Annotated in this window: 25 protein-coding genes; 18 read left to right on the forward strand and 7 right to left on the reverse strand. The window is 74.4% G+C overall.

Annotation, left to right across the window (positions count from 1 at the left end):
• Positions 1–127 precede the first annotated feature (127 nt).
• Complete coding sequence (gene corA / locus AB2L28_RS10910; RefSeq protein WP_370718853.1) at positions 128–1,210, forward strand: magnesium/cobalt transporter CorA; 1,083 nt, start codon at positions 128–130, stop codon at positions 1,208–1,210.
• 26 nt (positions 1,211–1,236) lie between these two features.
• The gene (yidD, locus tag AB2L28_RS10915; RefSeq protein ID WP_370718757.1) at positions 1,237–1,533 is read left to right on the forward strand and encodes a membrane protein insertion efficiency factor YidD; all 297 of its coding nucleotides are present in this window, start codon (positions 1,237–1,239) and stop codon (positions 1,531–1,533) included.
• Positions 1,534–1,586: 53 nt separating this feature from the next.
• On the opposite strand, the gene purU is transcribed toward yidD, so the two are convergent.
• A complete protein-coding gene (gene purU, locus AB2L28_RS10920) occupies positions 1,587–2,444 on the reverse strand; it encodes a formyltetrahydrofolate deformylase (RefSeq protein WP_370718758.1) in 858 nt (285 codons plus the stop codon).
• A 23-nt stretch (positions 2,445–2,467) separates the two neighbouring features.
• Here purU and AB2L28_RS10925 point away from each other — a divergent pair, with 23 nt between their 5' ends.
• The 4 genes from AB2L28_RS10925 to AB2L28_RS10940 all read left to right on the forward strand — a co-directional run bounded on the left by AB2L28_RS10925 (position 2,468) and on the right by AB2L28_RS10940 (position 6,846).
• Complete coding sequence (locus AB2L28_RS10925; protein ID WP_370718759.1) at positions 2,468–3,601, forward strand: isochorismate synthase; 1,134 nt, start codon at positions 2,468–2,470, stop codon at positions 3,599–3,601.
• A 182-nt stretch (positions 3,602–3,783) separates the two neighbouring features.
• Positions 3,784–5,091, forward strand: a complete 1,308-nt coding sequence (glyA, locus tag AB2L28_RS10930; RefSeq protein ID WP_370718760.1) for a serine hydroxymethyltransferase — start codon at positions 3,784–3,786, stop codon at positions 5,089–5,091.
• On the forward strand, positions 5,088–5,975 hold the full coding sequence (locus AB2L28_RS10935) for a bifunctional methylenetetrahydrofolate dehydrogenase/methenyltetrahydrofolate cyclohydrolase (protein ID WP_370718761.1): 888 nt from the start codon (positions 5,088–5,090) through the stop codon (positions 5,973–5,975). Before glyA ends, AB2L28_RS10935 begins: the two co-directional genes overlap by 4 nt.
• Before the next feature lie 46 nt (positions 5,976–6,021).
• A complete protein-coding gene (locus tag AB2L28_RS10940; RefSeq protein WP_370718762.1) occupies positions 6,022–6,846 on the forward strand; it encodes an exodeoxyribonuclease III in 825 nt (274 codons plus the stop codon).
• Between the two features lie 90 nt (positions 6,847–6,936).
• On the opposite strand, the gene AB2L28_RS10945 is transcribed toward AB2L28_RS10940, so the two are convergent.
• Positions 6,937–8,268 (reverse strand): dihydrolipoyl dehydrogenase family protein, encoded by a 1,332-nt coding sequence (locus AB2L28_RS10945; RefSeq protein WP_370718763.1) that lies wholly within the window; start codon positions 8,266–8,268, stop codon positions 6,937–6,939.
• Positions 8,269–8,350: 82 nt separating this feature from the next.
• Here AB2L28_RS10945 and AB2L28_RS10950 point away from each other — a divergent pair, with 82 nt between their 5' ends.
• Genes AB2L28_RS10950 through AB2L28_RS10965 form a run of 4 tightly spaced genes read left to right on the forward strand, consistent with a single transcriptional unit; the run spans position 8,351 to position 11,830 of the window.
• The gene (locus AB2L28_RS10950) at positions 8,351–9,304 is read left to right on the forward strand and encodes an ABC transporter ATP-binding protein (RefSeq protein WP_370718764.1); all 954 of its coding nucleotides are present in this window, start codon (positions 8,351–8,353) and stop codon (positions 9,302–9,304) included.
• Positions 9,301–10,170, forward strand: a complete 870-nt coding sequence (locus AB2L28_RS10955; RefSeq protein WP_370718765.1) for a hypothetical protein — start codon at positions 9,301–9,303, stop codon at positions 10,168–10,170. Before AB2L28_RS10950 ends, AB2L28_RS10955 begins: the two co-directional genes overlap by 4 nt.
• Entirely contained in the window at positions 10,167–11,105 is a 939-nt protein-coding gene (locus AB2L28_RS10960; RefSeq protein ID WP_370718766.1) for an ABC transporter ATP-binding protein, read from the forward strand. Before AB2L28_RS10955 ends, AB2L28_RS10960 begins: the two co-directional genes overlap by 4 nt.
• Positions 11,102–11,830 carry an ABC transporter permease subunit gene (locus tag AB2L28_RS10965; protein WP_370718767.1) on the forward strand — a complete coding sequence of 243 codons (729 nt, stop codon included), beginning with the start codon at positions 11,102–11,104 and terminating at the stop codon, positions 11,828–11,830. Before AB2L28_RS10960 ends, AB2L28_RS10965 begins: the two co-directional genes overlap by 4 nt.
• Before the next feature lie 3 nt (positions 11,831–11,833).
• On the opposite strand, the gene AB2L28_RS10970 is transcribed toward AB2L28_RS10965, so the two are convergent.
• Positions 11,834–12,292 (reverse strand): hypothetical protein, encoded by a 459-nt coding sequence (locus tag AB2L28_RS10970; RefSeq protein ID WP_370718768.1) that lies wholly within the window; start codon positions 12,290–12,292, stop codon positions 11,834–11,836.
• 132 nt (positions 12,293–12,424) lie between these two features.
• On the opposite strand from AB2L28_RS10970, the gene AB2L28_RS10975 reads away from it, so the two are divergent.
• A complete protein-coding gene (locus AB2L28_RS10975; protein WP_370718769.1) occupies positions 12,425–13,603 on the forward strand; it encodes a sensor histidine kinase in 1,179 nt (392 codons plus the stop codon).
• A 26-nt stretch (positions 13,604–13,629) separates the two neighbouring features.
• Positions 13,630–14,295, forward strand: a complete 666-nt coding sequence (locus AB2L28_RS10980; RefSeq protein ID WP_370718770.1) for a response regulator — start codon at positions 13,630–13,632, stop codon at positions 14,293–14,295.
• A 302-nt stretch (positions 14,296–14,597) separates the two neighbouring features.
• Here AB2L28_RS10980 and galK read toward each other — a convergent pair whose 3' ends face one another.
• Genes galK through AB2L28_RS10995 form a run of 3 tightly spaced genes read right to left on the reverse strand, consistent with a single transcriptional unit; the run spans position 14,598 to position 17,763 of the window.
• Positions 14,598–15,827 carry a galactokinase gene (gene galK / locus AB2L28_RS10985; RefSeq protein ID WP_370718771.1) on the reverse strand — a complete coding sequence of 410 codons (1,230 nt, stop codon included), beginning with the start codon at positions 15,825–15,827 and terminating at the stop codon, positions 14,598–14,600.
• Positions 15,824–16,924: a galactose-1-phosphate uridylyltransferase gene (gene galT / locus AB2L28_RS10990; RefSeq protein ID WP_370718854.1), complete on the reverse strand. Its 1,101-nt coding sequence runs from the start codon at positions 16,922–16,924 to the stop codon at positions 15,824–15,826. The genes galK and galT overlap by 4 nt, the downstream gene beginning before the upstream one ends.
• A gap of 41 nt (positions 16,925–16,965) precedes the next feature.
• Positions 16,966–17,763, reverse strand: a complete 798-nt coding sequence (locus AB2L28_RS10995) for a DeoR/GlpR family DNA-binding transcription regulator (RefSeq protein ID WP_370718772.1) — start codon at positions 17,761–17,763, stop codon at positions 16,966–16,968.
• 104 nt (positions 17,764–17,867) lie between these two features.
• Between AB2L28_RS10995 and trpS the strand changes: the two genes are divergently transcribed.
• From trpS to AB2L28_RS11025, 6 genes are all read left to right on the forward strand, one after another.
• The gene (trpS, locus tag AB2L28_RS11000; protein ID WP_370718773.1) at positions 17,868–18,917 is read left to right on the forward strand and encodes a tryptophan--tRNA ligase; all 1,050 of its coding nucleotides are present in this window, start codon (positions 17,868–17,870) and stop codon (positions 18,915–18,917) included.
• On the forward strand, positions 18,914–19,450 hold the full coding sequence (locus AB2L28_RS11005; RefSeq protein WP_370718774.1) for a 2'-5' RNA ligase family protein: 537 nt from the start codon (positions 18,914–18,916) through the stop codon (positions 19,448–19,450). The genes trpS and AB2L28_RS11005 overlap by 4 nt, the downstream gene beginning before the upstream one ends.
• Before the next feature lie 16 nt (positions 19,451–19,466).
• Positions 19,467–20,552 (forward strand): YihY/virulence factor BrkB family protein, encoded by a 1,086-nt coding sequence (locus AB2L28_RS11010; RefSeq protein WP_370718775.1) that lies wholly within the window; start codon positions 19,467–19,469, stop codon positions 20,550–20,552.
• Between the two features lie 47 nt (positions 20,553–20,599).
• Entirely contained in the window at positions 20,600–20,827 is a 228-nt protein-coding gene (locus AB2L28_RS11015) for an SCO4848 family membrane protein (RefSeq protein WP_370718776.1), read from the forward strand.
• Positions 20,828–21,072: 245 nt separating this feature from the next.
• Complete coding sequence (fdhA, locus tag AB2L28_RS11020; RefSeq protein WP_370718777.1) at positions 21,073–22,308, forward strand: formaldehyde dehydrogenase, glutathione-independent; 1,236 nt, start codon at positions 21,073–21,075, stop codon at positions 22,306–22,308.
• Between the two features lie 72 nt (positions 22,309–22,380).
• A complete protein-coding gene (locus AB2L28_RS11025) occupies positions 22,381–23,400 on the forward strand; it encodes a TauD/TfdA family dioxygenase (RefSeq protein WP_370718778.1) in 1,020 nt (339 codons plus the stop codon).
• A gap of 151 nt (positions 23,401–23,551) precedes the next feature.
• Here AB2L28_RS11025 and AB2L28_RS11030 read toward each other — a convergent pair whose 3' ends face one another.
• Positions 23,552–25,207 (reverse strand): ABC1 kinase family protein, encoded by a 1,656-nt coding sequence (locus AB2L28_RS11030; protein WP_370718779.1) that lies wholly within the window; start codon positions 25,205–25,207, stop codon positions 23,552–23,554.
• Between the last annotated feature and the right edge of the window lie 45 nt (positions 25,208–25,252).

The raw sequence follows: 25,252 nt of genomic DNA on the forward strand, positions 1-25,252 counted from the left end.
CTGGAGGGAGCGGGGCACGGGGCAGACTGTCCACGCGCCCCGCGCGAGCTGGACGCAGCAGCACCCCCGAGGAGGTTCCCCCGTGCCCCGACGTCGTCTCCCGCTGCCGTCGAGGGGGCGTCGCGGGATGGCCCCCTCCCGCAACCTCGCCCAGGACGGGGCGATCCCCGCGGTGGCGGCCGCCCGGGGCAGCAGCCTCGTCGACAGCGGCGTCTACGCCGGCGGGCACCGGGTCGTCTCGCCCGGCGACCTCGTGAGCACCGTCGCCGCGCTGCGTCAGGAGGAGGGGCGCGTCGCGTGGATGGGCCTCTACCGCCCCGCCGAGGAGGAGCTGAACTCCCTCGCCGCCGAGTTCGGCCTGCACGAGCTGGCCGTCGAGGACGCGGTGCTGGCCCACCAGCGGCCCAAGCTCGAACGCTACGGCTCCACGTTGTTCGTCGTGCTGCGCGCCGCCCGGTACGTCGACGAGACCGAGGAGGTGGAGTTCGGTGAGCTGCACCTGTTCATCGGCGCCGACTTCGTCCTCACCGTGCGGCACGCCGAGTCCCCGAGCCTGGCCGAGGTGCGCAAGCGGCTGGAGGCCGACCCCGACCTGCTGCGGCTGGGCACCGAGGCGATCCTCTACGCCATCCTCGACGCCGTGGTCGACGGGTACGGGCCGGTCCTGAAGGGCCTGGAGAACGACATCGACGAGATCGAGACGCAGGTCTTCACCGGCGACCCGACCGTCTCGCGGCGCATCTACGAGCTGTCCCAGGAGGTCGTGGACTTCCAGCGGGCCGTCACGCCGCTGACGCCGATCCTCGCCGGGCTCACCGGCGGGTTCCAGAAGTACCGCGTCGACGAGGAGCTGCAGCGCTACCTGCGCGACGTCGCCGACCACGTCACCGTGGCCGTCGAGCGCATCGAGAACTACCGCAACCAGCTGCGCGACATCCTCACCGTCAACGCGACCCTCGTGGGGCAGCGGCAGAACGAGGAGATGAAGGCCATGACCGAGGCCAGCTTCGCCCAGAGCGAGGAGGTCAAGAAGATCTCCTCCTGGGCGGCGATCCTCTTCGCGCCCAGCCTCGTCGGCGGCGTCTACGGCATGAACTTCCGGCACGTGCCGGAACTCGCGTGGAGGTTCGGGTACCCGCTGGCGCTGCTGCTCATGCTGGGCCTGAGCCTCACGCTGTACGTCGTCTTCAAGCGCCGCGGGTGGCTGTAGGCCCGGCCCGTGCCTAGCGTGAGGCGATGAGGAGTCCCGCCGCCCGCGTCGTCGAGGCCGCCATCGCCGGGTACCAGCAGCGGCTCTCGCCGCGGAAGGGGTGGTCGTGCGCGCACCGCCTGGCCCACGGCGGGGACTCCTGCTCGGGCGCCGTGCGGGGGGAGGTGCACCGTCGCGGCGTCGTGCGGGCCGTCCTGCCGAGCGCGGCGCGGTTCCTCGCCTGCCACCGGGCGGCGGTGCTGCTGTCCCCGCTGCAGGTGCAGGGGTTCTGCTGCCTCGGGGGCATCCCGATCCCGTTCCGCTTCGGCGGTCGCCGCCCCTGAGGCGGCCCCGGGGACGACGATCCGGACCCCGGGCCCGCGAGCGGCGACGCAGGTCAGCGGAAGACGACGGTCCGGTTCCCGTCGAGCAGCACCCGCTGCTCGGCGTGCCAGCGCACGGCCCGGGCCAGCGTCCGCGCCTCGACGTCCTGCCCCAGGCGCACGAGCTCGGACGCCGTCGCGCGGTGGTCGACGCGCTCGATCTCCTGCTCGATGATCGGCCCCTCGTCGAGGTCACCCGTCACGTAGTGCGCCGTCGCGCCGATGATCTTCACCCCACGCGCGTGCGCCTGGTGGTAGGGGCGAGCGCCCTTGAAGCTCGGCAGGAACGAGTGGTGGATGTTGATGGCGCGCCCGGACAGGCTGCGGCACAGGTCGTCCGAGAGCACCTGCATGTACCGCGCGAGGACGACGAGCTCGGCGCCGTGCTCGTCGACGAGTTCGAGCAGCCGGGCCTCGGCCGCCGCCTTCGACGCCGCGTCGCCCGTCGTGACGGGCACGTGGACGAAGGGGATGCCGTAGAACTGCGCCAGCGGCGCCAGGTCGGTGTGGTTGGACACGACGGCCCGGACGTCGACGGGCAGGTGCCCCGAGCGGTGCCGGAACAGCAGGTCGTTGAGGCAGTGGCCCTGCCGGGAGCACATCACCAGCGTCGGCAGCGGCTCGTCGGCCGCCGACAGCGTCCACACCAGGTCGAAGCGGTGGGCCACGACCTCGAGGTTCGCGCGCAGCGCCTCCTCGCTCGCGGTCGCGTCGAAGGCGACCCGCATGGTGAACAGCCCCGTGTCCGGGTCGCCGTACTGCTGGCTCTCGGTGATGTTCGCGTCGAGCGCGACGAGGGCTCCCGTCACGGCGTGGACGATGCCGGGACGGTCGGGGCAGGACAGGGTCAGGACCCTCGGGCGCGTGCTCACACCGGGAAGCCTAGGGTGGCGCCGTGGCAGAACCCGAAGCGGTAGCGCTGGCCGTGCGCGCGGGCGCCACCGTGTTCTCCGGGGAGAAGGCGACCCTCGTGCAGACCGGTCCGCGCCCCCTCGTGCCCGGCGGGTCCGGTCTGGAGCAGCTGCGGCGCACCACCGCCGCCCTCGACGGCGCCGAGCCCGGCGTCATCGCCGCGGGCGCGGTCCCCTTTGACCTGTCCACCCCGGGGGCCCTGCGGCTCGGGCCCGCCGAGACGATCCCCGGACCCCTGGTGGTGCCGCTGGCCGGCCCGGTCCGCCGCGCCACCGTCGCCCGCAGCCGCCCCGCCCCCGCCCCCGAGGGGTACGCCGCCGCCGTCCGCGCCGCCCTCGCGCGCATCCGCGCCGGTGACGTGCAGAAGGTCGTCCTGGCCCGCACCCTGCAGCTGGAGGCCCTGGACGACTGGTCGGTGCCGGACCTGCTCGCCGAGCTCGTCAGCCGCAACCCGACCGCGACGGCGCTCGCCGTCCCCCTCGACGACCCGGCCGACGCCGGCGCCCGCTGGCTCGTGGGCGCGAGCCCGGAGCTGCTGCTGCGCCGCCGCGGGCCGAGCGTGCTGCTGCGACCGCTGGCCGGCTCCATCCCGCGCTCGCCGGAGCCGGACGAGGACATGCGGCGCGCGGACGCCCTCATGTCCTCCGACAAGGACCGCCGCGAGCACCGCTTCGTCGTCGAGGCCGTCGTCGAGGCGCTGGCCCCGTTCTGCCGCACCGTGAACGCCCCCGAGCCCGAGCTCGTGGCGACCCCCGCGGTCTGGCACCTCGCGACGCGCATCAGCGCGCTGCTCAGCGACACCGACACCACCTCCGTCGACCTCGTCGCGGCGCTGCACCCGACCCCGGCCGTCGGCGGTTCGCCGCGCCGCGCCGCGCTGGAGGTGATCCGCGAGGTCGAGGGCCTGGACCGCGGCTGCTACGCCGGGGCGGTCGGCTGGCAGGACGTGCACGGCGACGGGGAGTGGGTGGTCGCCGTCCGGTGCGCGGAGGTGCAGCGCCGCACGCTGCGGATCTTCGCCGGGGCTGGGATCGTCGACGGTTCCGACCCCGGCGCCGAGGTCGCCGAGACCGGGGCCAAGATGCGCACCGTCCTGGACGCGGCCATCGTCCGGTGACCGAGCCGGTGGCATCGCCCGCCGGCCCTCCTCTGGGCTAGCCTGGGCGCGCCGCGACTGGCGTCGGAGGTGGGTCACCACCGGGGAGCGGCAACGGGTCCCGCGCGTCGGGGTCCGCCGTTCACGGGGTCGTCCGCCTGGGCTCCGCGTCGCCACCACCGCCCGCCGCACGAGGAGCGACCGTGACCGACGTCCAGTCCACCCCCAGCACCGGCACGTCCGGTGTCACCGACCGTCCCCTCTCCGAGGTGGACCCCGAGATCGCCGCCGTCCTCGACGCCGAGCTCGGCCGTCAGCGCGACACCCTCGAGATGATCGCGAGCGAGAACTTCGCGCCGCGCTCGGTCCTGGAGGCCCAGGGGTCGGTCCTGACGAACAAGTACGCCGAGGGCTACCCCGGCAAGCGCTACTACGGCGGCTGCGAGCACGTCGACGTGGCCGAGGAGCTGGCCCGCGACCGGGCCAAGGCCCTGTTCGGCGCCGAGCACGCCAACGTCCAGCCGCACTCGGGCGCCTCCGCCAACGCGGCCGCGATGCACGCCTTCATCCGCGGCGGCGACGGGATCCTGGGCCTGGAGCTGGCCCACGGCGGCCACCTCACGCACGGCATGAAGATCAACTTCTCCGGGCGCATGTACGACGTGTCGTCCTACGGCGTGGACCCGCAGACGTTCCGCGTCGACATGGACGTCGTGCGCGCCACGGCGCTGCAGGCCCGGCCCAAGCTCGTCATCGCCGGCTGGTCGGCCTACCCCCGCCAGCTCGACTTCGCCGCGTTCCGCGAGATCGCCGACGAGGTCGGCGCGCACCTCATGGTCGACATGGCCCACTTCGCCGGCCTCGTCGCCGCGGGCCTGCACCCCTCGCCCGTCCCGCACGCGCACGTCGTGACCTCCACGGTCCACAAGACGCTCGCCGGGCCGCGCTCGGGTCTCATCCTCACCCGCGAGGAGTTCGCCAAGAAGGTCGACTCGGCGGTGTTCCCGGGCCAGCAGGGCGGCCCGCTCATGCACGTCGTCGCCGCCAAGGCCGTCGCGTTCAAGGTGGCCGGCTCGGAGGAGTTCGCCGAGCGCCAGCGCCGCACCCTCGAGGGCGCGCAGATCGTCGCCGAGCGCCTCACCGCACCCGACGTCGCCGAGGCCGGCGTGTCCGTCCTCACCGGCGGCACCGACGTCCACCTCGTCCTGGTCGACCTGCGCGACAGCAAGCTCGACGGGAAGCAGGCCGAGGACCGCCTGCACGAGGTCGGCATCACGGTGAACCGCAACGCCGTCCCGTTCGACCCGCGCCCGCCGATGGTCACCTCCGGTCTGCGCATCGGGACCCCGGCCCTGGCCACCCGCGGTTTCGGCGCGGCCGAGTTCAGCGAGGTCGCCGACGTCATCGCCCAGGCGCTCAAGCCGGAGTTCGACGCGGACGCCCTGCGCGCCCGCGTCGCGAAGCTGACGGCGCAGTTCCCGCTGTACCCCTCGAACGGCGGTGTCCGGTGAGCGCGGTCGTCCTCGACGGCAGGGCCGCCGCCGCGGCGGTGAAGGCCGACCTCACCGAGCGCGTGACCGCGCTGCGCGCGAAGGGCGTCGTCCCCGGCCTCGGCACGGTGCTCGTGGGGGAGGACCCGGGGTCGGCCAGCTACGTGCGCGGCAAGCACCGCGACTGCGCCGAGGTGGGGATCGAGTCGATCCGCGTCGAGCTGCCCGCCACGGCGACGCAGGCCGAGATCGAGTCCGAGATCGACCGGCTCAACGCTGACCCCGCCTGCACCGGGTTCATCGTCCAGCTCCCGCTGCCGTCGGGGATCGACGCGAACCGCGTGCTGGAGGCTGTCGCGCCCGACAAGGACGCCGACGGGCTGCACCCGACGAACCTGGGGCGCCTCGTGCTGCGGGTGCGCGAGGAGATCACCTCCCCGCTGCCGTGCACGCCGCGCGGGGTCATCGACCTGCTGCTGCGGCACGACGTCCCGCTCGACGGGGCCGAGGTCGTCGTCGTCGGGCGCGGGGTGACGGTGGGCCGGCCGATCGGCCTGCTGCTCACCCGGCGCCACCCGAACGCCACGGTCACGTTGTGCCACACGGGGACGAAGGACCTGTCCGAGCACCTGCGGCGGGCCGACGTGATCGTCGCCGCCGCGGGGGTTCCCGGGATCGTGACGCGCCAGGACGTCAAACCGGGTGCCGCGGTGCTCGACGTCGGCGTCTCGCGGGTGTTCGACGAGGCCACGGGCAAGAACGAGCTCACCGGTGACGTCGCCCTCGACGTGGCCGAGGTCGCGGGGTTCATGGCACCCAACCCCGGCGGTGTGGGGCCCATGACGCGCGCGTTGCTGCTGACGAACGTCGTGGAGTCCGCCGAACGCGCCGCGGGCCTGCGCTGACCCGCCCCCCGGCCCCCCGTCCGGGGGGTCGGGTAGCGTCCGGCGCGTGGCCAGGACGCAGGAGAAGCTGACCGTCGCGACCGTGAACGTCAACGGCGTGCGCGCCGCCGTCCGCCGCGGGATGCAACCGTGGCTCGACGGCCGCGACCCCGACGTCCTGCTGCTGCAGGAGGTCCGCGCCCCGGACGCCGAACTGCGCAAGGCGCTGCCGGGGTACGTCCACGTCGCGCACACCGAGGCCGCCGCGAAGGGCCGCGCCGGGGTCGCCGTCGCGGCGAAGGCGGAGTTCTCGGCCGTGCGGATCGGGTTCGCCCACGACCCGCACTTCGAGACCTCCGGCCGCTGGGTGGAGGTCGACGTCGACACGGCCGTGGGCCCGATGACGTTCGTCAGCGCCTACGTGCACTCCGGTGAGGTCGGCACCCCGCAGCAGGACGACAAGTACCGGTTCCTCGACGCGATGGACGTGCGGCTGGCCGAACTCGGCGAGGCCGCGCGGGACACCGGCCGCGAGGCCCTCGTCGCCGGCGACCTGAACATCGGGCACACCCAGCGCGACATCAAGAACTGGAAGGGCAACCGCGGCAAGGCGGGTTTCCTCGAGGACGAACGCGCCCACCTCGACCACTGGTTCGACGAGCTCGGCTGGGTCGACACCCAGCGGACGGTCGCCGGCGACGTCGACGGACCCTTCGCCTGGTGGTCCTGGCGCGGGCAGGCGTTCGACAACGACACCGGCTGGCGCATCGACTACCAGCTCGTGACCCCGGGGCTCGCGCAGCGGGTGCGGACGGTCGAGACCGACCGCGCCCCCAGCTACGCCGAGCGGTTCTCCGACCACGCCCCGGTCGTGGCGGTCTACTCCGCCTGACCGGCGACCGCCGCACAGCCCGACCGGTACGTCCCGACCCGTTCGCGACGTCCGGGAGGGGCGGGACGTACCGGTTCCACGCGACGACGGTCAGGGTGCAGACGCCCCGTGCAACTCCTCCAGCGCGGGGAAGATCGCCTCCGACCACGTGGGGAACGCCCGCACGTGGTGCCACAGGAGGTCCACGTCGAGGCGGGCTCGCACGGCGAGGGCGAGCTCGGCACCCCAGGAGTCGGCGTCCGGGCCCACGCACGCGGCCCCCACGAGAACTCCCGCGTCGTCGACGAACAGTTCCACGGCCCCGGTGACCTCGCGGCGGCGCGACAGCTCGACCAGGTCCGCGCGCTCGACCTGCCGGACCTCGAACCGGGCCGACCGGGCACCGGAGGTGGCGCCGACGCAGAACACGGTCGGGTCGGTGTAGACGGCGCGGGGGATCGCGGAGTAGTCCGCGTCCCGGCCGCGGCCCAGCAGTTCGGCGACGACGGTGCGGGCCTGGTGGTTGGCGGTGTGGGTGTAGTCGGAGACGCCCGTGACGTCGCCCACGGCGAACAGCCCCTCGACCGGGCCATCGTCGCCGACGACGCGGCACCGGGCGTCGGTGCGCAGCGCCCCGGCCTCGGTGAGCCAGTCGTCGGGAAACCCGAACCCGCCGGTGACCGGTGCGCGGCCCGTCGCCAGCAGCAACCGGTCGAAGCCGAGCACGGCCCCGGACTCCAACCGCAACCCCCCGTCCACGACCTCGACCGCCGGATCCCCGGTCCGCACGTCCACGCCGTCCGCGGTCAGCGCGTCGGCCAGCACGCCGCCGACCCACGACGGTTCGCGCGAGAGGAGGTGCGGACCGCGTTGCACGAGGGTGACCTCGCTGCCCAGACCCCGGTACGCCTGCGCGAGCTCCACGGCCACGGGACCGCCGCCGAGGACGACGAGCCGGTCCGGCAGGTCCGCGGCGGACAGCGCCTCCTCCGACGTCCACGTCGCGGCACCGTCGAGACCGGGCAGGGGCGGGCGGACCGAGGCGCTGCCCGTGCCGACGACGACGTGCGCGGCCTCCACCACCCGGTGGCCGCCGGAGTGCAGGTCGACCTCCACCACCCCCGGGGCGACGCGGGTCGCACTGCCGCGGACCACCTCCACCCCGTCCCCGCTGAGCTGCGCGGCGGCCCCGGAGTCGTCGCGGTGGGAGGCGGCCTCGTCCCGGACCGCGCGGGCGGCCACCCAGGACAGCTCGGCGCGCGCCGACAGCAGGAGGGACTTGGCCGGGACGCAGGCCAGGAACGGGCAGAAACCGCCGACGTACCCGCGCTCGACGAGCACGACGCGGCGGCCGGCCCCCGCCAGCTGCTGGGCGACCATCTTCCCGCCGGAACCGGACCCCACGACCACGACGTCGACCGCTGCTCGGGTGGGTGTGGTCACACCGCGATGGTTCCCGAAGGACGGACGCGCCGCGCGTCGAAGGAGGGACGCCCCCGGCAGCCGGGAGTGCTCTGATGGTCGCGTGGATGGAGCTGACGGGTTGAGACCCCCGGTCCTCGAGTGCGTCGACGTCGCCAAGCGCTTCGGCGCGGTGCAGGCGCTCGACGGTCTGACGATGTCGCTCGACGCGCCCGCGACCGGCCTGCTCGGCGCCAACGGCGCGGGGAAGTCGACGCTGCTGCGCACGGCGCTGGGCCTGACCCGGCCCGACCGCGGCAGCGTGCGGATCCTCGGCCTGGACACCGTCCGCGGACGCTCCGAGGTGCGGCGCCGGGTGGGTTTCATGCCCGAGCACCCGTGCCTGCCGAACGACATGTCGGCCCAGGACGTCTGCGTCTCCCTCGCCCGGATGCGCGGGCTCGGCCACCGGGACGCGGTGCGCCGCACCAGCGAGGTGCTGTTCGCGGTGGGGCTGGAGGAGGAACGCCGCCGCCCCGTCGGCAGCTACTCCCTCGGGATGCAGCAGCGCACGAAGCTCGCCCAGGCCCTCGTCCACGGACCCGACGTCGTCCTCCTCGACGAACCCACCTCGGGGCTGGACCCGGCGGGCCGGGAGGAGATGCTCGCGATCGTCCGCCGGCTGTCCACCGAGCTCGGCATCCGCGTCGTCGCCAGTTCCCACGTCCTCGACGACATCGAACGCACCTGCGACGAGGTCGTCGTCCTGCGCTCGGGGACCCTCGCCGCCCAGCGCGCCGTCCTCGTCGGCCACGACCCCTCGGGCCCGGCGGAACTGCGCGTGAACGGTGACGTCGGCGCGTTCGCCGCGGCGCTGGAACCGCGGGTCGCGCCGTTCGGGGTGTCGCTGACCCCCACGGCCGCCGGGGACATCGGCCTGAGCGCCAGCCTGGACGCCGCTCTGGACGCCGTCCGCGACCTCGCCGCCGAACGGGGGGTGGGGGTCGAGCGGCTCGCCCCCGCGGCCCGCGGGCTCGAGGACGTCGTCGTCGACGCGATGGCGGGAGGAACCCGGTGACCGACCAGAACTCCCCGCGCGCCGTCCTGCACGACATCCGCTACTCCCGGTTCGCCGGGCGGTTGCGGCCCCGCCGTGCGGCCGTCGGGTCCTTCGTGGCGAGCGGGATCCGTCGCCCGCTCGGTCTGCGCCGCAGCGCCGGTGCCAAGGTCTGGCCGTTCCTGCTGCTGGCCGCGGCCTACCTGCCGGCGCTCGCGGTCGTGGCCGTCCCGCTGCTCGTACCGGCGGTGCAGGTGCAGCCGACGGACCTCATCGGCTACCCGCAACTGCTGACGACGAACTCGGTCGTGCTGCTCGCGTTCGTCGCGACGTCGATCCCGTCGATGCTCACCCGCGACCGGCGCGACCGCGTCCTGTCGCTGTACTTCGCCACGGCGCTGTCGTGGGCCGAGTACGTCGCGGGGGTCGTGCTCGCCGCGGTCGCGCTGCTGGCCCTCATCGTGCTCGGGCCGATGCTCGTGCTGTTCGTCGGGTCCATCGCGACGGCCGACGCCCCCGGCACCTGGTTCACCGACAACGTCGGCGACCTGCCGCGCATCGTGGGGGCCGCCGCGCTCGTGGTGCTGTTCCACGCGGCGCTGGCGCTGGCCATCGGGTCCCTCACCGCGAAACGGGTGTTCGCCGTCGGCGGCTACCTCGCGGTCGTGCTCGTCGGCCCGGCCCTGACCGGGGTCGTCGCGGCCGTCACGGGCGCCGACTGGCCCCTCTCGCTGGACCCCTCCAGCGGTCCCGTCCGGCTCGCCACGACGTTCATCGGCGGCGGGCTCGGGAACCCGGGCGCCCTGGCCTGGCTCGTGTGGGGGGTGGTCGTCGTCGGGGGGTTCGGCGTCCTGGCCGGCCGGTACGCGAAGGGGGGCGACGCGTGAGCACCGTCGAGCTGACCGGGGTCAGCAAGTGGTTCGCCGACACCGTCGCGCTCTCGGACGTGGGTTTCGCCCTCGAAGCGGGGGTGACGGGGCTGCTGGGGCACAACGGGGCCGGGAAGTCCACGGCCCTGCAACTGCTGGCCGGGGCGACGCGTCCCAGCCAGGGCACGGTGCGGGTGCTCGGCCTCGACCCGCACGCCGACCCCGCCGTGCACCGGGGCCTGGGGATCGTGGCCGACGGCGAGGCGACGTGGGCGCACGCCACGGCCCGCACGCAGGTCGAGTTCCTCGCCCGCCAGCGCGGGGTCGCCGACCACCGGCGCGCCGCGGCCGCCGTCCTGGACCGGGTCGGGCTCACCGCCGCCGTGGACCGCCGCGTCGGCGGGTTCTCCAAGGGCATGCGCCAGCGGGTCAAGCTCGCCCAGGCCCTCGTCCACGACCCGCAGGTGCTGCTGCTCGACGAGCCGCTCAACGGGCTCGACCCGGCCCAGCGGCGCGCCGACGTGGACCTGCTCGCCGCGCTGGGCCGGGAGGGGCGGACGGTCCTGGTGAGTTCGCACGTCCTGTCCGAGGTCGAGCGGATGGCCCAGCGGGTCCTCGTCGTCGTCAACGGCCGGCTCGTCGCCGAGGGCGAACCGGCCGGCATCCGCGAACTGCTCGTCGACCGGCCGCGCACCGTGCGGCTGGAGGGTGAGCGCGTGCTGGAACTGGCGGGCACCCTGCTGGCCGAAGGGCTCGTGGAGTCGGTCCGGCGCGAGGGCGGCGGCCGGCCCGGCGTCCTCGTCGAGGCCCCGCGGGCCGTCGCCCTCGCCGAGGCCGTGCCGCGCCTGGCGCGCACCTGCGGGACGACGCTGCGGCGCGTCGAGGGTGTCGGGGAGGACCTGGAGAGCGTGTTCGCCCACCTGGTGCGGGCGGCGAGGGGAGCGGGACGATGAGCACCACCCTCTACGGGTTCTCGTTGCGGGGGATCCTGTTCCGCGGCCGGACGGCGGGTTTCGCGGCGTTGCCGCTGGCCGTGGCGGTCGTCGTCGGCGTCGTCATCGCCATCACGAGCGTGCCCAGCCGGTACGGCGTGCAGAACACGTTCACTGGCAACCTCCTGACCGGGCTCGTCGTGCCGATCGTCGCCCTCGTCCTGGCCATCGGGGCGTTCGGCGACGAGCGCGACGCCCGCACGCTGCCGCTGCTGCGGGCCGTGGCCCGGCCCCGCTGGCACACCGCGCTCGCGCGGTTCGCGGCGGCGTGGACCGCCACGGTGGTCGTGGTGCTGCCCGCCGCGGTGGCGTGCGCGGTGCTGGGCGTCTCGGTGAACCAGCCCGCGGGCCGGGTCGTCGGCGGGGTCGCGCTCGCGACCGTCCTCACGGCGGGGGCGTACTGCGCCGTGTTCGTGCTGCTGTCGCTGCTGACCCGTCGCGGGCTGCTGGCCGGGCTCGCGTACGTCGTGCTGTGGGAGACGTTCCTGGCCGGGCTGGCCCCGGCGCTGCGCGGGCTCTCGATCGGCTCCTACGGCCGCCGGGTCGCCTCGCTCGCGATCCCCGGCGACGTCCCGCTCGGCACGGTGTCCTCCCTCGGAGTGCCCGGAGCGGCCGTGGTCCTGGTCGGGACCACGGTGGTCGCAGTGGCGTTGTCGGCGGTCCGGTTGCAGCGCATGGACGTGTGAGTTTCAGCGGACGGCGAGCGGGCGGCCCGTGCGGACCGCGACGACCGCGGACTCGGCGAGCAGGCTGAACCCGAGGGCCAACAGCACCGACCGCCCGACGGTGTGCGAGGCCACGCCCAGGGACACGGCGCCGGCGTCCAGGCCGAGGCGCGCCGCGACGAGCAGGGCCATGAGCCCGAAGCAGGCCGGGCCCCAGCTCGTCACGAGCCGGCCGCCGGCGTGCCCCACCCGGACCAGGGCCCCGCGGGCGGCGCCCAGTCCGAGGGCGACGCACCCGGTGAGGACGAGGAACGCGGCCGCGGGGGCGTCCAGGACGACGTCGTGCAGCAGGAACAACCCCACGACGACCAGGACCAGTGGCGTGCGGGAGGACTCCTCGGCCACGGGGCGGGGCCGGGCCCGGCGGACCACGAGGAGCGCGACGACGACGAGGGCGGCGAGGACGGGGACGAGGGTGGTCACGGCGACCACCCTGCGCCGGGGGCACCCCCGTCCGGATCGGCCCGCGGGTCGGTCCCGGGTGGAGAGCGGGTGGAGCCGCCCTCGTGCCCGGGGTCGACGACGGGCCGCGGGACGCGGCCTAGGGTTCCGGACGTGCCGGAGCGAGGAGTGGAACGCCTGCGCCACGAGTGGCGACGCACGACCGTGCCGTTGCGCCTCGTCGAGCTGCTCGTCGCGATGGTGCTGCTGCCGCTCCCGTGGGGGCGAGCGGTCCTGCCGTGGTGGCCGGTGCTCCTGGTCGTGGCGGCCGCCTGGGTGGCGTGGACGGTCCTCGACCCGCTGTCGACGCGCCGCCCGGGAGCCCTCCCCGGGCGGCGGCGCGTCGCGGTGGTCACGCTCCTGGCCGTCGTCGCCTGCGGCGCCTCGTTCGTCGCAGCCCGCACCGAGGTCGGCTGGGTGTTCGCGCTCGCCGTGATCGCCGCCGTCGCCGCGGGCCGGGACGCCGGGATCGCGGGCGGCCTCGCCGTGTTCCTCGCCGGGACCGCCGGGGTGCAGCTCGGCCTGCTCGCCGCCGGCGTCACGTCGTGGTCGGCCGTGCTGGGCTACCCGGCGGGCCTGCTGTCCGCCGTCCTCGTCGGGGTGCTGCGCGCCACGCGCCGCGAGCGCGAGGAGCAGTCCCGCCGGCTGCTCACCGAGCAGGCACGGGGCGCGGCGCTGGCCGAGCGGTCGCGCATCGCGCGGGAGGTCCACGACGTCCTGGCCCACTCCCTGGGCGGGCTCGCGATCCAGCTGGAGGTGGCCGACGCCCTGTTGTCGGGCGACGGGGACCTCGACGCCGGCGCGCGGGCGGCCGTGCGGCAGCGCGTCCGGACCGCCCACGACCTCGCCACGGCCGGGCTGGAGGACACCCGCCGCGCCGTGCACGCGCTGCGGGTGGACACCCCGCCGCTGCCGGACTCCCTCGCCGCGCTGGCCGCGGGGGCGGGGGGGAGCGGGACGGAGGTGAGCCTGCGCGTGGCGGGCCGACCGCGGCCGCTGGGAGCGGGGGAGGTGGCCCTGCTCCGGACCGCGCAGGAAGCGGTCGTCAACGCGGGCAAGCACGCTCCCGGCTCACCCGTCGCCGTCGAGCTGAGCTACCGGGACACCGACACCGAGCTCGTCGTCACCGACACCGGGACCCGGTGCACCACCTCCGCGGCCGCCGCGCTGCGCACGGTCGACGGCGGCTACGGTCTGGCCGGGCTGCGCGAACGCCTGGAACTGGCCGGGGGCTCGCTCGCGGCGGGCCCGCACGGGGCGGGCTGGCGCGTCACCGCCCGGGTGCCGGCGTGAACGGGCCGGTGCGGCAGGATCCGTCCGTGACCGCCCCGGACGTGCTGCGCGTGCTCGTGGCCGACGACCAGACGATCGTCCGCGACGGTCTCGTGGCCCTGCTGGACCTCATGCCGGAGTTCGAGGTCGTCGGCACCGCCGGCGACGGGGCGCAGGCCGTCGCGCGCGTGGCCGACCTCGCCCCCGACGTCGTCCTCATGGACCTCGGGATGCCCGGCGTCGACGGCGTCGAGGCCACCCGCCGGGTGAGCGCGGAGCACCCGCAGACGGCCGTGGTCGTCCTCACGACGTACGCCGACGACGCCTCGATCCTCGGTGCGCTGCAGGCGGGTGCGCGCGGCTACCTCACCAAGAGCGCCGGGCGGGCCGACATCGCCCGCGCGCTGCAGGCGGCGGTCTCACGCCAGGTCGTGCTCGACGCCGACGTGCAGGCCCGGCTCCTGCGGGCCGCGGGCACCCCGGTGCCCCCGCCGCCGGTCGAGCTCCCGGACGGTCTCACCGAGCGCGAGGCCGAGGTGCTGCGCCTCATCGCCCGCGGGTCGTCCAACCAGGAGATCGCGCGGGAACTGTTCGTCTCCGTCGCGACCGTCAAGACGCACGTCAACCACCTGTTCGCCAAGACCGGCTCGCGCGACCGGGCGCAGGCCGTCGCGTACGCGCACGCGCACGGTCTGGTGCCACGTCACGGGTGAAGGTCCCGGCGGGCGACAGGTCCGGGGTGAGCACGAGGCGCCACGCGGGCGGGTCGGGCGGCGGCGGGCCGGGGTCGACGGCGTGCGCCAGGAGCCAGCGCCGCGACCGGGCCTGCTCGGCCCGCCACAGCGCGCGGTGCCGACGCCACGTCCCGGCGACCACCCCGACCGACGCGAGGACCCCCAGCACCACGTACCCGAGCACCCGAGCAGGCTCGCGGTCCCGCCCCGCCGTCCGGTGAACCCACCCTGAACGGCGCCCGACCTGCCGCGGAAGACACCGTTCCTCCGTGGAGCCGGTGTCAGAGGTCGCGGGCGGCGCCTTCCGAGGGCAGGGCGGACAGGAACCGGGGGGCGCGCAGGCCCCGCTCGGCGAAGGCGGCGGCGACCGCGACCGCGACCTCCTCGACGCGCTCGGCGGCGACGAGGGCGATCGCCGACCCGCCGAACCCGCCACCCGTCATCCGGGCGCCGAGCGCCCCGTGCGCCCGCGCGGTGTCGACCGTGAGGTCGAGCTCGGTGCAGGAGACCTCGTAGTCCTCGCGCAGGGAGTCGTGCGAGGCGTCGAGCAGCGGCCCGACCTCACCCGCTCGCCCGGCCCGCAGGAGGTCGGCGGTGCGCCGGACCCGGTCGATCTCGGTGACGGCGTGCCGGACCCGGCGGACCAGCACGTCCCCGTCCGGCCCGGCGCCCACGCGCTCGAGCACGGAGTCGAGGTCGGCGGGGTCCACGGCCCGCAGGTTCGGGACCTCGAGCACCTCCGCGGCGCGTTCGACGTCCGCGCGCCGCTTGCCGTACTCCCCGCCGGCGTGGGAGTGCTCGGCGCGGGTGTCCACGACGAGCAGCGCGAGCCCGGCCCCGGCGAGGTCGAGCGCGACCTGCGTCACCGAGTCGTCGTCGGTGTCGAGCAGGATCGCCCCGCCCTCGCGGCAGCGCAGCGACGCGGCCTGGTCCATGCCACCGGTGTTCGCGCCCGCGACGACGTTCTCGGCGCGCTGGCAGGCGCTCGCGAGCCCGGCGCGGCCGGTGTCGTCGAGGGGCAGCTCCACGAGTTCACCCAGCGCGACCGCGACGGCGCACTCCAGCGCCGCCGAGGACGACAGGCCCGATCCGTACGGGACGTGGCCGTCGACGAGGGCGTCGAAACCCCCGGACAGGGCCAGACCCTCGAACCCGTCGTGCTGCATCGCCCACGGCACCCCCGCGACGTAGGCGGCCCAGCCGGCGGGGGACCCGGGACCGACCTCGGCCAGCGGGACCTCCACCTCACCGGAGGGTTCCTGCAGCGAGCGGACGCGGACGACGCCGTCGGTGCGCGGGTGCAGCGCGACGAACGTCCGGTGCGGCAGCGCCAGCGGCAGGCAGAGGCCGCCGGTGTAGTCCACGTGCTCGCCGATGAGGTTGACCCGGCCCGGGGCCGACCACACCCCCTCGGGGTCGGTGCCGTACGCGGTGCGGAACTCCCGGGCCAGCGCCTGCGCGGTCCCCGCGCGGTCGGGGGCGTGGAAGAACTCGGTGCCGGGGGTGCTCATCGGGAAACCTCGCGCAGTCGGGCCGCCACCTTCTCAGGTGTCGTGTCGTTGATCCAGGCCGCCATCGCCGACTCCGAGCCGGCGAGGTACTTCACCTTCCCCGGGCCCCGCAGGACCGAGAACACCTGCAGGTGCAGGCGGAACTCGTCCCGGCCCTCGCGGACGGGGGCCTGGAACCAGCCCGCGATGTAGGGCAGCGGGTGCTCGTCGGGGTAGTAGCGGTCCAGCCGGCCCAGCAGGTCCAGGTAGGCGCCGACGAGGTCGGCGCGCTCGGCCTCCGTCAGGGCGGGCAGGTCCGGGACGTCGCGGTGCGGGGCCAGGTGGACCTCGACGGGCCAGCGCGCGGCGGCCGGGACGTAGGCGGTGAAGTGCTCGGTCTCGAGCACGACGCGGTGCCCGGCGCGGCGTTCGGCGTCCAGCACGTCCCGGAACAGGTTGCGGCCCGTGGCTTCCCGGTGCTCACGGGCACGGCGCAGCATGGTCGCCGTCTTGGGCGTCACGTACGGGTAGCCGTAGATCTGACCGTGCGGGTGCGGCAGCGTGACGCCGATCTCGGCGCCGCGGTTCTCGAACACGAACACCTGCTCGACGCCCTCGGTGGCGCCGATCTCCTCGGTCCGGTCGATCCACGCCTCGAGCACCGTGCGGGCCCGGGTCGGGCTCAGGGTCGCGAAGGACCCGTGCGTGTCGGAGGTGAAGCAGACGACCTCGCAGCGCCCGGCGGCGGGTCTCGTCGGCCACAGCTCCTCACCGTCGACGAACCCGGCCTCGCCGCCGATGCGGTTCGAGAACGACGGGAACCGGTTCTCGAAGGCGACGACGTCGTAGCTGGAGTCGGCGATCTCGGTGGGGAACCCCCCGGGCACGGTGGGGGCCAGCGGGTCCTGGTCCGGTGGTGGCATGAGGGTGCGGTCGTTGCGGTGGGAGGCCATCGCGATCCAGTCGCCCGTCAGCGGGTCGAAGCGGACCTGCGACCCGCCGCGCACGGTCTCCTCCGCCGGTGGCAGGGGCCGGTGGTCGACCGCGTCGCGGACGCGCCCGCCGGACAACCAGGGTTCGGTGTCGTCGAAGTGGACGAGTTCGCGGCCGTCGGCCATCCGGGTCGACGTCTTGCGGAACGCGTGCTGCGAGGGTTCGGTCACGGGTGGTCCTCCGGGTCGTGCGGGGGGCTGGTGGTGGCGACGACGAGTTCGCCGACGTGCTCGGCGAGGGCGGTGCGGTCCTCGGGGGCCAGGGCGTCGTCGGTGACGAGGACGTCGACGTCCCGCAGGGGGGAGAAGGAGGCCAGGCCGATGACCCCGAGCTTGGAGGCGTCGGCCACGACGACGACGCGGGCCGCGCACGCCATGAGCGCCCGGTTCGTCTCGGCCTCCAGCAGGTTCGGCGTCGTCAGCCCCGCGCGCAGGTCCAGGCCGTGGACGCCGAGGAAGAGGACGTCGACGTGCAGGCCGGCCAGCCCGGCGTGGGTGACCGGGCCGACGAGCGCGTCCGACGGGGTCCGCACCCCGCCGGTGAGGACGACCGTGCGGCCCGACCCGGGCTCGTGCAGGAGGTCGGCCACGCGGGGGGAGTTCGTGACGACGGTGAGGTCCGGCACCCCGCGCAGCTGCGTGGCGACCGCGACCGTCGTCGTCCCGGCCGACAGCGCGACGGAGGCCCCGGCGTCGGCGAGGCGGGCGGCCGCGCGGGCCACGGCTTCCTTGGCCGCGGTGCGCAGGGTCGCCTTGGCCGCGAAACCCGGTTCCTCGCTGGACCGGCCGAGCGCGGCGGCGCCGCCGTGGACGCGGGCGACGAGGCCCTGGCGGGACAGCTCGGCGATGTCCCGGCGGACGGTCATCTCCGAGACGCCGAGCCGCTCGACGAGGTCGGTCACGCGCACGCCGCCGTGGGCGCGGACGGCGTCGAGGATCAGCTCCTGCCGCTGGTGGGCCAGCACCGGACGAGCATGGCCGCCTCGTGGCTCAGAGTCAACCAGAACCGGACAGAACCGCACACGGGGCACCGCGACGGAGCGCGCCCGGCTGCTGGCAGGATGGAGACATGGCGGAGAGCAGCACCGAGACGACGGCGACGGGGACGAGCGCGGGGACGCGCCCGCGGCTGCTGTCCGGCATGCAGCCCACGTCCGGTTCGCTGCACCTCGGCAACTACCTCGGCGCCCTGAAGCAGTGGGTGGCGCTGCAGGAGACCCACGACGCGCTCTACTGCGTCGTCGACCTGCACGCCCTCACCGTCTCCCCGGACCCGGCCGAGCTGCGCGAGCGCACCCGCTGGACCGCCGCGCAGTACGTCGCCGCGGGCATCGACCCCGAGCGCTCGGCCCTCTTCGCGCAGAGCCACGTGCCCGCGCACGCGCAGCTCGCGTGGGTGCTGTCGTGCCTGACGGGCTTCGGCGAGGCCGGCCGCATGACGCAGTTCAAGGACAAGTCGGCCAAGCAGGGCTCGGAGTCCACGACCGTCGGGCTGTTCACCTACCCCGTCCTCATGGCCGCCGACATCCTGCTCTACCAGGCCGCCGAGGTCCCGGTCGGGGAGGACCAGCGCCAGCACCTGGAGCTGACCCGCAACCTCGCCCAGCGCTTCAACTCCCGCTTCGGTCAGACCTTCGTCGTGCCCGAGCCGTTCATCCCGAAGGAGACGGCGAAGATCTACGACCTGCAGGACCCGACGGCGAAGATGAGCAAGTCGTCCTCCTCGCCGAACGGCATCGTCGACGTCATGGACGACCCGAAGGTGACCGCGAAGAAGATCCGCTCGGCCGTCACCGACACCGGCCGCGAGGTGCTCTTCGACCCCGTGGAGAAGGCGGGCGTGTCCAACCTGCTGTCCATCCACTCGGCGCTCTCGGGCCGCTCGATCGCCCAGCTCGAGGCCGACTTCGCCGGCCGCGGGTACGGGGACCTCAAGAAGGAGCTCGCCGAGGTCGTCACCGACGCCCTCTCCCCGGTCCGCGCCCGCGCCCAGGAGCTCATGGCCGACCCCGGCGCCCTGGACGAGCTGCTCGCCCGCGGCGCCGCCCGCGCGAACGAGATCGCCGAGCAGACGCTCGCCGAGGTGCACGACCGGGTCGGACTGGTCGCACGCCGGTGAGCGGGGAACCCTCCGCGCAGCCCCGGACCATCGGGGTCTCCATCCCCGTCCCCGACCCGCACGCCGCCGAGCTGACGGCGTGGCGGGAGGAGTTCGGCGACCCCCTCGCCCACGCGATCCCGCCGCACATCACCCTGCTGCCGCCGTTCCCGCTGGCTCCCGGGGCACTCCCGGCGGCCCGCGACCACCTCGAGGCGACGGCGGCCGCCGGCGCGCCCTTCGACGTGCACCTGCGCGGCACCGCGACGTTCCGGCCCGTCTCGCCGGTCGTGTTCGTCCAGCTCGTCCGCGGCATCTCCCAGTGCGAGCTGCTGCAGGCCGCCGTCCGCACCGGGCCGCTGGCCGCGCAGATCACCTTCCCGTACCACCCGCACGTCACGGTGGCCCACGACGTCGACGAGTCCGCGCTGGACCGGGCCGAGCTCGTGTTGCGGGACTGGGAGGCGACCTTCACCGTGAAGGGGTTCAGCCTCTACGAGCACGGCGCCGACGGCGTCTGGCGGCCACGGGAGGACTTCACCTTCCAGCAGTGAGAGGGGAGCCCTCGCAGTGAGCGGCGCCGTGGACCAGGCCAAGAGCGCGGTGAGCACCGTCCAACGGTCGCTGCCGCTGCGGGCGTACCAGCGGTACGGACAGGCGCGGGGGAACGTCCTGGCCGGCGGGATCGCCTACTTCGCCTTCTTCTCCCTCATCCCGGCGGTGACGGTGTCGCTGACGGTGCTGGGCCTGGTGATGAACGGCGTCCCGGAGGTCCGGGACTGGGTGGTGCGCAACCTCGTCGACGGCATCAACCAGTACGCACCCGGGCTGGTGAACCAGGGGCCGCGGCCCGTCGGGCCGGCGGGGGAGGACGCTCAGGGCATCTACGTCGACGAGTTCCTCGGCGGGTCCAAGCTCACCTTCGCCCTCCTCGTCTCCCTGGCCACCGGGTTGTTCACCGGGCTGGGCTGGGTCGACGGTCTGCGTCAGGGCGTGCGGGCGGTGTTCGGTGAGGACACCGGGGCCGGGAACTTCCTCGTCGTCCGGCTGCGCGACCTCCTCGGCATGGTGATCATCGGCTTCGGCATCCTGCTCTCGGCCGTCTCGCTGGTCGCCACGAACGCGGCGGGGGACTTCGTGCTCGACCTGCTCGGCTTCGAACCGTCCACCTGGTCGTCGTGGACCCTGCGGGTCCTGGGGATCGGCGTGTCCCTGGCCATCGACACCGCGACCTTCCTGGCCGTCTTCCGGTTCCTGCCGGGTGCGGACGTGCCGGTGCGCGACCTCATCCAGGGGGCCGTGCTCGGGGGCATCGGCATCGGCCTGCTCAAGCAGTTCGGCACGACGATCGCCAGGCGCAGCGCCGAGGGCAACCCGGTCCTGGGCTCTGCCGTCACTCTCGTCGTGCTGCTGGTGCTCATGAACCTCATCGCCCGCCTCGCGCTGCTGGCCGCGGCGTGGGCTGCGACCCGGGCCGAGGACCGCGGGTCCCTGAACCCCGACCTCATGGCGCAGGCGCGGCTGACGGTGCCGCTGGGTCCGGAGGCGCCCGACGGCTTCACGGCGCCCGGACGCCGTCGGCGCGTGCCGTTCGTCTCGGGGCTGCTGGTGGGGGCGGTCTCGGCCGCGGCGCTGCGGCGGGTCCGGCGCGGCTGACCCACCGCCGCGGGTGGCAGGATCGCACCCGTGGTGATCTCGTGGTGATGTCCAAGCCGGTCAGCTGGTTCCTCGTCCTGTTCGGCGCGTGGAGCTGGTTCATCTGGCCCAATTTCCTGCGCAACATCTGGTCCGACCCTCGCTCGTTCGACGGTGGCCCGCAGCCGTTCTTCCTCGTCCACCTGGTGCTGGTCGTCGTGAGCCTGGCGTTCGGGACGGCCATCGCCGTCATCGGGATCCGGGGGCTGCGCGGCGCCGCGCGACGCCCGCGCTGAGACGTGGCCGGTGGTCGCGGTGGGCCGGGGCCGGGCCCGCTCGCCGGCGGCGGCAGCGCGCCGACCTCGGTACCGGGCGCGTCGCAGGGGTCGTCCGCGCGGTGGTCGTGGGTGAGCCCCACGACCGCGGTCGGCCCCCGCCGCCGGCCCGGGACCCCGTCCCCTTGCGCGGGAAGGCGCGACCAGATTGGGTGGGCATCACCGCGCCGGCACCGGAGCTGGCGCCGCGAGAGGGAGTTGCGTCCGTGACCACGACCGACACGTCCCACGGCAACCGCGCCGTCGCCTACCTCGGCCCCGGCCAGGTCGAGGTGCAGACCATCGACTACCCCACGTTCGAGCTGAAGGACGGACCGGGGGTCAACCCCGCCAACGTCGGCCGCAAGGTCGACCACGGCGTCATCCTCAAGCTGGTCGCCACCAACATCTGCGGCTCGGACCAGCACATGGTCCGCGGCCGCACGACCGCGCCGCCGAACCTCGTGCTGGGGCACGAGATCACCGGTGAGGTCGTCGAGGTCGGCCGGGACGTGGAGTTCCTGTCCGTCGGCGACCTCGTGTCGGTGCCGTTCAACATCGCCTGCGGTCGGTGCCGCAACTGCAAGGAGCGCAAGACCGGCATCTGCCTGAACGTCAACCCCGACCGCCCGGGTTCGGCGTACGGGTACGTCGACATGGGTGGCTGGGTCGGTGGGCAGGCCGAGTACGTCCTCGTGCCGTACGCGGACTTCAACTGCCTGAAGTTCCCCGACAAGGACCAGGCGATGGAGAAGATCCTCGACCTGACGATGCTCTCGGACATCTTCCCGACCGGTTTCCACGGCGCGGTGACCGCGGGCGTGGGCGTGGGGTCCACGGTCTACGTGGCCGGGGCCGGTCCGGTCGGCCTGGCCGCCGCCGTCGGGGCCCAGCTGCTGGGGGCAGCGGTCGTCATCGTCGGCGACCTCAACGCCGAGCGGCTCGAGCGGGCCCGCAGCTTCGGCTGCGAGACCGTCGACGTGTCCAAGGGCGACCCGCGCGACCAGGTCGAGCAGATCCTCGGCGTGCCGGAGGTGGACTGCGGCGTCGACGCGGTCGGCTTCGAGGCGCGCGGGCACGGGTCCGGCTCGGCGACCGAGGCGCCGGCGACCGTCCTGAACTCCCTCATGGAGCTCACCGCGGCCGGTGGCGCGCTCGGCATCCCGGGCCTGTACGTGACGGGTGACCCGGGCGGGGTCGACGAGGCCGCCAAGAAGGGGTCCCTGTCGCTGGACCTCGGCACCGGGTGGGCGAAGTCGCTGTCGTTCACGACGGGCCAGTGCCCGGTCATGAAGTACCACCGCGGCCTGATGATGGCGATCCTGCACGACAAGGTGCAGATCGCCAAGGCCGTCGGGGCGACGCCCATCTCGCTGGACGAGGCCCCCGACGCGTACGCGAAGTTCGACGCCGGCGCCCCGCAGAAGTTCGTCATCGACCCGCACGGCATGATCAAGCGCTGACAATCTGTCCAGAAGTGGGGCCGTGAACTAGGCAGACTGCCCATCGTCGACGCGCTACGGTGTAAATCCATAGTGCGTCGACGATGGGAGCTGCTCGTGTCCTCGGTGTTCCTCGACTCCTCGGCCGCCGTGCCGACCTTCCGCGAGCTGGCCGCCCCCGAGCGCGACGCGCTGGCGGCCCTCGGTGCCCGGCTCACGGCCGACCCCGTCACGGCGCCCGACGCTTTCAGCCGGCAGGCCCGGTTGCTGGCGCGGGAACTGCCCGCCGAGGTGACCGAGACGTTGTGGGCCTTCGAGGAGCGCGGGTCCGACTCCGGCGTCCTGGTCCTGCGCGGCCTCGACGTCGGCGACCTGCCCCCCACCCCGCCGGACAACACCGGCGGCGTCGGCGGCCGCACCCTGCTGGCCCGCCAGCAGGCCATCGTCAGCCACGCGCTCGGCCACGTGGTCGGCTACGCCGCCGAGGGCCACGGGCACCTGCTGCAGGACATGGTCCCCAACGCCAGGCTCGCCGCGACCCAGCAGTCCCAGGGATCGCGCGTCGAGCTGGAGGCGCACACCGAGCAGTGCTTCTCCGGGCTGCGCCCCGACTACGTCGTCCTCGGCTGCCTGCGCGGTGACGCCGACGCCGCCACCTACGCCTTCCGGGCCCTGGACCTGGTGCAGCACGTCGACCCGACCGACGTCCTGGAACTGTTCCGGCCGCTGTGGACGACGCTCGTCGACGAGTCCTTTGCCGACTTCCTCGACACCCGCGAGGTCCGTGGGCCGTTCGCGATCCTGTCCGGCGACGTCGACGACCCGACGATGCTCGTCGACCAGGACCTCATGCACGGGATCACCCAGCACGCCCAGGCCCTGCTGGAGCGCGTGCTGGAGGTCTACCTCGCCCACCGGCACGCCGTCGTGCTGGAACCCGGTGACGTGCTGCTGCTGGACAACCTGCGCGCCATGCACGGCCGTTCGCCGTTCGCCCCCCGCTTCGACGGGACCGACCGGTTCATCAGCCGCGGGTTCGTCGTCCGCGACCTCCGCCGCTCCCGCTTCGCCCGCCCCGGCGGGGGGCGGGTCGTGCAGGCCAGCTTCTCCTGACGCGTCCCTCGCTCCGCTCGGGGTTGCCCTCGTTGCCTCCCCGGGGTCGATGATCGACCTCGCGGAGGCAACGAGGCGTTCCGGTGTCCTCGGGGAGGCAACGAGGCGTTCCGGTGTCCTCGGGGAGGCAACGAGGCGTCCCCGGGGGAGGTCAGCGGCGGCGGCGGTGGCCGCGGGCGGTCCAGCCGAGGTAACCGGTGAGGGCCGCGAGGGCGGCCCCGCCGACGGCGACGACCTTCGTCTCGTGCGGTTTGAGCCGTTCCGGGTCGGTCGAGCCGAGCGTGGCGAGGGCCTCGATGCCGGCGGACACGACGAGGCCGACGACGAGGCGGTTGCCGATCCGTTCCAGCCGGGCCACGAGCGGGTCGAGCTCGTCGGTGCGCAGCGAGACGGAGACCCCGTCGCGGTCCAGGACGTCGAGCAGCCGGCCGAGCTGACCGGGCAGCTCCACCCCGAGCTGGGCCACGTCCACCCCGGCCTGCCGGACGCGCTTGGCCAGCACGAGCGGGTCGAAGTGCCGGGCGACGAGGCGCCGGGCGTAGGGGCCGAGGATGCGCCCGAGCTGGAAGTCGGGGTCCAGGCTCGCCCCGAGCCCTTCCGTCATGACGATCATTTTCACGACGAGAGCGAGGTTGCGGGGCAGCGCCAGGTGGTGCCGACGCAGGATCTCCAGCACGTCCCGGACGATGTCGCCGACCTTGATGCGCCCCAGCGGCAGCCCCTCGTACGTGCGCAGCAGGTGCGCGCAGTCGGTCGTCAGCCGCACCCGGTCGACCCGGTGCTCGGTGACGCCGATCGTCGCGAAGGCCGCCGCGATCCGCGCCGGGTCGCGCCGGTCGAACGCGGCCAGCAGCATCGCCAGGTGCTCGCGGGAACGTTCGTCGACCTCGCCGACCATCCCGTAGTCGAGCAGGCCGATGCGGCCCGAGGGTTCGATGAGGAAGTTCCCCGGGTGCGGGTCGGCGTGGAAGAAGCCGTGCTCGAAGACCATGTCCGCCAGCAGCCGCGTCGCCCGCGCGGCCAGCGCGGACCGGTCGATCCCGTGCTCGGCGAGACCGGCCCCGTCGCTGATCTTCACCCCGTGCAACCGTTCGAGGGTGATGACACGCGACGTCGTGGTGTCCCAGAAGACCCGAGGGATGCGGATGTCGGGGTCGCCGTGGAAGTTGCGGGCGAAGCGCTCGGCGTTGTGACCTTCGGACAGGTAGTCGAGCTCGGCCCGCAGGGTGTCGGCGAAGTCGGTCGCCAGGCCCACGACGTCGTAGTCGGCGGCCACGGACCAGCGGCGCGAGGCCTGCACGGCGAGGGTCCGCAGGATCTCCAGGTCACCCTCGACCTCCTCGACGACGCCGGGGCGGCGGACCTTCACGACGACCCGGGTCCCGTCCTCGCGCACCGCCGTGTGGGCCTGCCCGATCGAGGCGCTGGCCAGCGGTTCGCGGTTGAAGTGGACGAACAGCTCCTCCGGGTCCCCGCCCAGCTCCTCCTCGACGGCGTTGCGGACGACCTCCCACGGCACCGGGCTCGCGCTGTCCTGCAGCCGTTCCAGCTCACGCTGGAAGGCGGGGGAGAGCAGGTCGGGACGGGTGGAGAGGATCTGCCCGATCTTGACGGCCGTCGGGCCGAGCTCCTCCATGACGAGCCGGACGTGCTCGGCGCGGGTGTGCCGCTCCCGCTCCCGGGGGCGGCCGAACAGGTCCCAGTCGGTGCGCACCCACCGTTCGAGCCCGAGGGCGTCGATGAAGTACCCCAGACCGTGCCGGGACAGGATCCGGCTGATCTGCAGGTAACGGTCCTGGTGGCGCACGCTGTCTCCCCGCGGGTTGCCCTGCCCGGCACTCTACGCAGCGCC

The organism is Kineococcus mangrovi, from assembly GCF_041320705.1.
In the GTDB taxonomy this organism is placed as follows: domain Bacteria; phylum Actinomycetota; class Actinomycetes; order Actinomycetales; family Kineococcaceae; genus Kineococcus; species Kineococcus mangrovi.